The organism is Hoeflea sp. (assembly GCF_039975035.1).
Classification (GTDB): domain Bacteria; phylum Pseudomonadota; class Alphaproteobacteria; order Rhizobiales; family Rhizobiaceae; genus Hoeflea.
Genome location: NZ_JBDWHW010000183.1, coordinates 1 through 8,077 on the forward strand (window position 1 = coordinate 1; position 8,077 = coordinate 8,077).

Annotated in this window: 7 protein-coding genes; all 7 read right to left on the reverse strand. The window is 57.2% G+C overall.

The features are described 5' to 3' along the window. Positions 1 to 488: 488 nt before the first annotated feature. A complete protein-coding gene (locus ABJN75_RS16320; protein ID WP_348440634.1) occupies positions 489 to 1,844 on the reverse strand; it encodes a DUF2793 domain-containing protein in 1,356 nt (451 codons plus the stop codon). A gap of 150 nt (positions 1,845 to 1,994) precedes the next feature. After that, complete coding sequence (gene cysN / locus ABJN75_RS16325; protein WP_348440635.1) at positions 1,995 to 3,893, reverse strand: sulfate adenylyltransferase subunit CysN; 1,899 nt, start codon at positions 3,891 to 3,893, stop codon at positions 1,995 to 1,997. After that, positions 3,893 to 4,792, reverse strand: a complete 900-nt coding sequence (gene cysD, locus ABJN75_RS16330; protein ID WP_348440636.1) for a sulfate adenylyltransferase subunit CysD — start codon at positions 4,790 to 4,792, stop codon at positions 3,893 to 3,895. Before cysD ends, cysN begins: the two co-directional genes overlap by 1 nt. A 255-nt stretch (positions 4,793 to 5,047) precedes the next feature. Then, positions 5,048 to 5,944, reverse strand: a complete 897-nt coding sequence (gene rfbD, locus ABJN75_RS16335) for a dTDP-4-dehydrorhamnose reductase (protein ID WP_348440637.1) — start codon at positions 5,942 to 5,944, stop codon at positions 5,048 to 5,050. A gap of 3 nt (positions 5,945 to 5,947) precedes the next feature. Then, positions 5,948 to 7,009 carry a dTDP-glucose 4,6-dehydratase gene (rfbB, locus tag ABJN75_RS16340; protein ID WP_348440638.1) on the reverse strand — a complete coding sequence of 354 codons (1,062 nt, stop codon included), beginning with the start codon at positions 7,007 to 7,009 and terminating at the stop codon, positions 5,948 to 5,950. Beyond that, positions 7,006 to 7,581 carry a dTDP-4-dehydrorhamnose 3,5-epimerase gene (rfbC, locus tag ABJN75_RS16345; protein ID WP_348440639.1) on the reverse strand — a complete coding sequence of 192 codons (576 nt, stop codon included), beginning with the start codon at positions 7,579 to 7,581 and terminating at the stop codon, positions 7,006 to 7,008. The genes rfbB and rfbC overlap by 4 nt, the downstream gene beginning before the upstream one ends. Then, positions 7,581 to 8,077 (reverse strand): sugar phosphate nucleotidyltransferase (locus ABJN75_RS16350; RefSeq protein WP_348440640.1); only part of this gene is annotated, 497 nt, incomplete at its 5' end. The genes rfbC and ABJN75_RS16350, both read right to left, overlap by 1 nt.

Consider the following 8,077-nt stretch of genomic DNA (forward strand, 5'->3'; position numbering starts at 1 on the left):
AGCGGTCGGATTTGCGGTTATGCTCAGCGCGGGTGATATCAGTCCAGGACATAGTGGCCTCCATCGAATCTTTGACAATCCGACGGAATCACATCCCACTGATATCACTCAATAACTTTCAGATCGGGCTCTTAGAGAACCGATACGGAGTTTGCAACCCCAAGCCGGGAGCAGTACTTGTTTTCGACAGATTTCAAGTGATTACACAGATATGGCATTCAGCACTGCGTTTTACGGCGGAATTTCGTGCGTTCCATATTCGCAGCCGCCTGTTGAAATATCTCCTTTGGATCAGCCATCTTTGGAGGCCTCTTTCGCGAGGACCGCGATCGGCTGCGAACCAGAGACGGCACTGGTGGTCGATGACGGGAAAGACCGCTCGCCAGGGAGTATCGTGAACAATCGGGCCTTCCCTTTGTATCGCAAACATTATTTCAGCGGGCGGGCTGATGATGTTTGCCCATTGATACCGCACATTGCTACTGTTGCTACATCTCGGCCAACACGCCGAGTACCCCGATCAGGGAGATGCGGATTGTGCCCGGTGCGCCGGTTTCGCGCACGAACACCAGGTTTGAATTGGAAACAGGAGACGGGACGCTGCAGGGAATGTAGAGAATGCCCTGGTTAGCCACGCCCTTGGGGGCTGACGAGGCGTTGTTAAACGAACCGTTCGCACCTGTCGGGGTCAATCCGGTATCCACAGTTTCCAGATCCGTCAGCGCTGCGGTGTCGCCGGATATATAGTATTTTGCAAACAGCCCGGTCTGTCGGAAGCTTGCTCCGAAGTTGTTGATAAGCATCGGGCTGATGTCGTAGGCGGAGCAACGGTTGAGGGTAACCGAAAGCGGATCGCCGATCTGGATGGTCTCGCCTGCTGTCCAGCTGGCAATCGCGGCAGGATCCAGCACGGTAAGCGAATTGGCGGCCGGAGCAGCGACTACCCAGGCGCTTTGTTCTGGGATCTTGGACATGTTCCAGATCCGCACCATTGCGTTTCCGGTCATGTAGTTTGTGAAAAACAGGTGGGCCTGCACCGTCGTCAGGGTGATCGTGGCGCCGGTCACTGTATCGATAATACCGCTGCGCGGGTTCTGGTCATGCAGTGCGTCGATGCGAAAGATCGTGGGTCCTCCAGACACGCCGAGGAAACTCTGTGGCCTTTGTCCTGAAGCGGGATGGACAAGGCCCTCGGGGAACCGGACCTGTCCGGTTGCACGATCAGCAACGAGTGCTTCTTTCCAACTGCTGCCGTCCGCACTCACCTTGATACGCCAGTTGTCATCGCCGGCAAGCCCGAATTCGGCACGCCCCGACCATCCGGTTTGAAAGGTGAGGCTTGCAGTGTTGAATTCGGTACCTTTGTTGAGCGCCAGCCGCATGTCGCCTGTTCCCGGCGTGACATCATCATGGCTCATAAGCACCGCGTCCGATTTCACTGCCAGCCGGTTGGCCGCGTCAGCCGTGGTGTTGACGCCGACATGACTTACCGGATTGATCGCTTTGTCGATCACGGCATTCCAATCAGCGCCGTCATGCACCAGCAGACGTTGTTCGTCCTCGACATAGGCCAGCCAGCCCTGCTTTGGTGCGATGATAGTCCAGTCCCCGGCGCTGAAGGCGACGATCTTATCGTCGTGGCCGGCCCACACGCCGGTGGCGTCAGCGGCGACAATGTATCGTTCTCCTTCGACCGGAGAAGGCGGCGGCATGCTCAGCCCGCGCGTTGATACCGAAAGTTGCAGCACGGCGTCGAGCAGGCTCAAGGCCTCATTGTGTGTGACGTGCTTTTGCGCCTGAGACGGCATGATGAAAGGCAGGTCGAGATTGGGCGAGCGGTCCATGGAGCAATCCTGGTTGGTTTGAAAGGTCCAACCAGTATCGTTCAGGCTGTTACGACGGGGATGAAAAAATCCGGCTCGGAACGCGGCACAATTGTGCTACGGGCATTTGAATGTCCGTAGCACCGAGTTTAGCAAAGGAAAATCAGCGTCTTAACTGAAATCCCGATTCAGCCGTTCAACAACTGCCGTGGCCAGGGCGTCTGCGCTTTCGTCCACGGTTTTAAGGTGAATATCCGGCTGCTCGGGCGCCTCGTAAGGTGACGAGATACCGGTAAAATTGGCAAGATTTCCCGACATCGCCTTCTTGTACAGTCCCTTGGGGTCGCGGCGTGCGCATTCCTCAAGCGGCGTGTCGACAAAAACCTCGATGAATTCGCCTGACATCATCATGTCTCGCGCCAGCCGCCGTTCCGAGCGAAACGGCGAGATGAACGAGACCAGCACGACCAGTCCGGCGTCGCTCATCAGGCGCGCCACCTCGGCAACGCGCCGGATATTCTCGACGCGGTCTTCCTCGGTGAAGCCGAGATCGCGGTTCAGCCCGTGGCGGACATTGTCGCCATCCAGCGTCATGGTGTGGCGTCCAAGCGCGTGCAACTGCTTTTCCACCAGATTGGCGATTGTTGACTTGCCTGAACCCGACAGCCCTGTGAACCACAAGACAGCAGGCTTCTGGTGCTTGAGCCCCGCGCGTGCTTCGCGCGTCACGTCAATGGACTGCCAGTGCACATTGTCGGCGCGGCGCAGGGCGTGATCGATCATTCCTGCGCCAATGGTGGCGTTGGTCATCCGATCGATCAGAATGAAGTTGCCGGTTGTCCGGTTGTCCCGGTAAGCATCAAAGATGAGCGGCGCCTGGGTGGAAATATTGCACACCCCGATTTCATTGCGGTCGAGGTGAGTGGTCGCCTCGCGGGCGAGCGAGTTGACATCGATCTTGTGCTTCAGCGTGGTTATGCTGGCCGGGGTAGTCATGGTTTCGGTGCGCAAGATGTAGCTGCGTCCCGGCAACATGGCGTGCCGGTCGAACCAGATCACGTGCGCCTGGAATTGATCGCTTACCATTGGCCGGGCATCAGGGGCGACAAGCATCGAGCCGCGCGAAACATCCACTTCGCCATCCAGCACCAGGGTAACGGCCTGGCCTTCACGGGCGGAAGCTAATTCGCCGTCGGCTGTCACGATGGATTTGATATTGCCCATTTGACCGGAGTTCGCGACAACCACCGGGTCGCCGACAGCAATCTTTCCGGAGGTGATCTGGCCTGCAAATCCGCGAAAATCCAGATGCGGGCGCACCACAAGTTGCACTGGAAAGCGGAAGGGAAGCTCGGCGGCACTGTCTGGCAGAATCACGCTTTCGAGATGCTCGATCAGTGTCGGGCCGTCATACCAGGGCATGGACTCCGATGCGATCGAGACATTGTCGCCGAACCGTGCCGACATCGGGATTGGGCGGATGTCATCAAATCCGAGAGTCTCCGCGAAGGCCATGTATTCAGCCACGATTTCATCGAAAACGGCTTGGTCATGATCCACCAGGTCGATCTTATTGATCGCCAGGACGATCTGGCGAATCCCGAGCAACGATACGATGTGGGAGTGACGCCGGGTTTGTTCGAGAACGCCTTTTCGGGCGTCAATCAGCACAACAGCCAGTTCGGCGGTCGAGGCGCCGGTCGCCATGTTGCAGGTGTATTCTTCATGTCCCGGCGTGTCGGCGACAATGAACTTGCGCTTTTCTGTTGCGAAAAACCGGTAAGCGACATCAATGGTGATGCCCTGTTCGCGTTCCGCTTCCAGACCATCGACCAGGAGGGCGAAATCAATATCCTCGCCAACCGTGCCATGCTTGCGGCTGTCGCTTTCAAGTGCTGCCAGCTGATCCTCGAAAATCAGCTTGGTGTCATAAAGCAAGCGGCCGATCAGTGTTGATTTGCCGTCATCCACGGAACCGCAGGTGATGAATCGCAACAGCGTCTTGTTTTCCTGGCGGTTGAGGTAAGCCGACACGCCGCCTTCCAGGTCCGGGCTCGTTGGATTTTGCATCAGAAGTAACCTTCCTTTTTCTTCTTTTCCATCGATCCCGACTCATCCCGGTCGATCAGTCTCCCCTGCCGTTCAGAGGTGCGGGCAATCAGCATCTCGCCGACAATGTCCTCAAGCGTTTCGGCGTCGGATTCAAGCGCTCCGGTCAGTGGGTAACACCCCAGGGTGCGGAACCGGACCTTGCGGATTTGCGGCTCCTCGCCGGGTTTGAGTTTCAACCGTTCGTCGTCGACCATGATCAGCATGCCGTCGCGTTCGACCACCGGCCGCGGGGCGGCGAAATAGAGAGGAACGATCGGAATGTTCTCCCGCAGGATATACTGCCAGATATCAAGTTCGGTCCAGTTGGACAGCGGAAACACCCTGATCGATTCACCCTTGCCGATACGGGTATTGTAGGTTTTCCACATTTCCGGACGCTGTGTTTTGGGATCCCACGCATGCTGCGCATTGCGGAACGAAAAGATCCGCTCCTTGGCGCGGGATTTTTCCTCATCTCGCCTTGCGCCGCCAAATGCTGCATCGAAACCGTGGGCGTCAAGCGCCTGACGCAATCCCACCGTCTTCATCACGTGGGTATGCGTGTTGGAGCCGTGATCGATCGGATTGATGCCGTCTCTCACGCCGTCCTGGTTGATATGGACAATCAGATCGAGCCCCAGATCCTTGGCCATCTGGTCGCGGAACGAGATCATCTCGCGAAATTTCCAGGTGGTGTCGACATGAAGAAACGGAAACGGCGGCTTGGCGGGATAGAACGCCTTAATGGCCAGCCGAAGCATGACCGAAGAATCCTTGCCTACCGAATAAAGCATCACCGGTTTTGCGAAACTGGCGGCCACCTCACGGAAAATATGGATTGCTTCCGCTTCAAGCCTATCGAGGTGTGTCAGGGTCAATTATTGTCTCCGTCCAGTGTGCATGTCGGTTTTTCATACGCGGGTTCTATGCCATCGGCCCCAGATCGAGCCATTGGCAACCATCGTAACCATAAACCCATCTCATCGAGCGTTTGAAATCCGCTGCTTGTGTTATGCGTGCAACCATATCCTCAGTGACATTCAACGCTATCCATCAAGGGTACTTGCAGTCAGCGCGGTTAGATATTCCGGATTCATGCAATCTTTCAACCGGTACTGCCTGATGCTTTCAGCTTATCCGCCATCGGTGACGGATTGGAGCAAACTGGCGACAACGCTTGAGGCTGATAGCCGCCATTCCGGCGAAGAATAACGAAAGACCTGTTCGGTTTTGCTGCAATCAAGCCTGGAATTCGTGGGCCGGGGCGCCGGTGTCTTGTAACTTGAGCCCGGAATCCGGTTCACGCGAGCAGACGGACCGCCGAGTCGTGCGCTTTCCGACAGCACATGTTCGGCAAGATCAGCCCAGGTCGCGTCGCCTTGTCCGGCCATGTGAAATGTCCCCCATGCGTCAAATCCCGGCTGCGTTACAACGCGGGCGATAGCCAGGAGACCGGATGCAAGATCATGTGCTGAAGTCGGATTGCCATTCTGATCGGCAACCACACCGATTTCGTCGCGATCAGCCGCCAGTCGCAGCATCGTCTTGACGAAATTCTTGCCGTAGGGGCTGTAAACCCAGGCAGTGCGGACGATAATGTGATGGGGATTTGCGTCCCGGACGGCGAACTCGCCAGCCAGTTTGGAGGCTCCGTAGACAGACACAGGGCCGGTGGTGTCCTCCGGCGCATAAGCGCGCTCTGAGGTGCCATCAAAAACATAATCGGTCGAAACGTGGATGACCGGCACCGCCATGCCTCTGGCCGCGCGCGCCACATTCGACGCGCCATCCCGGTTGATGATGAAGGCGAGATCGGATTCGGTTTCGGCCAGATCAACCGCAGTGTAGGCGGCCGCATTGATGACGAGATCGGCTTGTGTGGCGGCAAGCGCGGCCTCCAGTGCCGGTCCGTCCGCCAGATCAATGGCGGGCCGTCCGACGGTTACAAGCGTGACATCAGCCATGGACGCAGTCTGGTCGATCAGGCAGCGGGCCAGTTGTCCTTGAGTGCCGGTGACTGCAATCCGCATGATCTAACTGCCCTTGGAACCGAGGCGTGCGCCCGCGTATTTTTCCTCGCGGATTGGTCTCCACCACCAGTCATTGGCAAGATACCAGTCGATGGTTCGGGCGATTCCGCTGTCGAATGTTTCGGACGACTTCCAGCCAAGTTCGGTTTCAATCCGGGTTGGATCGATCGCATAGCGTCGGTCATGGCCGGGGCGGTCGCTCACCATGGTGATCAGATCGAGATAGCTGTTTCCCGATGTTCTTGGCCGTTTTGTATCCAGTGTTCGGCAAATCGTTCGAACCACGTCGATATTGCGGCGTTCGGCGCGACCGCCGATGGCATAACTCTGTCCGGCAGCCCCGGTCGTCGCCACCAGTTCAAGCGCGGCGGCATGATCGTCGACATAAAGCCAGTCGCGAACATTCTCGCCCTTGCCGTAGATTGGCAGTGGCTTTTCATCCAGCGCATTGAGAATGACCAGCGGGATCAGTTTCTCGGGAAAGTGGAACGGCCCGTAATTGTTGGAACAGTTCGACAGGACAACCGGCAAACCATAGGTGTGGAACCAGGCGCGCACCAGATGATCGGACGCAGCCTTGGAGGCGGAATAGGGAGATGAGGGCGCGTAGGGCGTATCTTCGGTGAAAATGCCGGAATCGAACGGCAGGTCGCCGAACACTTCGTCGGTGGAGATGTGATGAAAACGGAACCGCTCGCGCCGCTCCGACGACAGGGTGTCATGATATTGCCGCGCGGCATTGAGCAGCTTGAACGTGCCGATGATATTGGTATCGATGAAGGCTTCCGGCCCGTCAATGGATCGATCAACATGGCTTTCCGCCGCCAGATGCATGATCACGTCGATCTCATGCGTGTTGAGAATCTCCGACACCGTTGTCGCGTCGCGAATGTCGGCTTCGACAAAGTGATAATTGGGACGGTTCTCGATCTGCCGCAACGAGGCCGGATTGCCCGCATAGGTCAACGCATCGAGATTGACCACTGTGTGGGCCGGGTTTGTTGCAAGCCGTCTGCAAACAGCCGAACCGATGAAGCCGGCACCGCCCGTGACTAGAAACTTCATGCTACCGCTCCATCAAAAACAAATCCGGTGTCTGTCTCCTCAAGCAAGGGCGCGCCCTTGTCCTTGGCGGACAAACAATCCTGGTTCACCTCGACGCGCCAATCGATCCCGATCGCGGGATCGTCGTAACGTACTGACCGGTCATTGTCAGGCGAATAGTTGGCGGAGACCTTGTAAAGGAATTCCGTGTCCGGCTCCATGGTCACAAATCCGTGGGCGAAGCCCGCCGGAATGTAAAGCTGGTTGCCGAGAGTGGCATCAAGTTCCAGCCCGACCCATTTCGCATAGGTTGGCGACCCCTTGCGGATGTCGACAGCAACGTCAAAAACCCGGCCGCGCGTCACCCGCACCAGTTTAGCCTGGGCCATGGGCGGGGTCTGGAAATGCAGTCCGCGCAGGGTGCCTTTGGCACGGGACAGTGAATGGTTGTCCTGGACAAAGTCTGCATCCACGCCATTTTCCTGCCAAAGACTTTTCCGGTAGACCTCTGAGAAGAAGCCGCGGTCGTCACCAAAGCGATCAGGCCGGACTTCGATAACGCCGGGAATTGCGAGCGGATGAAATGTCGGCATCAGCTAAGTTCCTCGACTCTGCGGCGCAAATATGCCGCATATTCAGTTTTGCCAAGCGACATGGCGTTGGCGAGAACCTGGTCGCCGGTCAACCAGCCATTTTCAAGACCAATTTCCTCTGGGCAGGCGATCTTGATGCCTTGCCGGTGTTCGATTGTTCTGACAAACCCCGATGCTTCGTGCATGGAATCGGGCGTTCCCGTATCCAGCCAGGCAAATCCGCGTCCAAGCTGCTTGACGTACAGGTCACCGCGTTGGAGGTAGGCATTGTTGACGTCCGTGATTTCCAGTTCGCCGCGGGGTGACGGTTTGATGGAGGCTGCAATATCGAGAACGTCGTTGTCGTAGAAGTACAGCCCGGTCACGGCCCAGTTGGACAATGGTTTGACCGGCTTTTCGACAATGTTGGTAGCGAGGCCGGTTGAGGGGTTGAAGGAGACAACGCCGTAGCGTTCGGGATCCTTGACGTAATAGGCAAAGACCGTCGCGCCGCTTT

What these genes read in the sequence shown, in the direction of transcription:
- ABJN75_RS16320 (WP_348440634.1), bottom strand. Translation starts at nt 1,844, where the DNA reads ATGGACCGCTCGCCCAATCTCGACCTGCCTTTCATCATGCCGTCTCAG.
- cysN (WP_348440635.1), bottom strand. Translation starts at nt 3,893, where the DNA reads ATGCAAAATCCAACGAGCCCGGACCTGGAAGGCGGCGTGTCGGCTTAC.
- rfbD (WP_348440637.1), bottom strand. Translation starts at nt 5,944, where the DNA reads ATGCGGATTGCAGTCACCGGCACTCAAGGACAACTGGCCCGCTGCCTG.
- rfbB (WP_348440638.1), bottom strand. Translation starts at nt 7,009, where the DNA reads ATGAAGTTTCTAGTCACGGGCGGTGCCGGCTTCATCGGTTCGGCTGTT.
- rfbC (WP_348440639.1), bottom strand. Translation starts at nt 7,581, where the DNA reads ATGCCGACATTTCATCCGCTCGCAATTCCCGGCGTTATCGAAGTCCGG.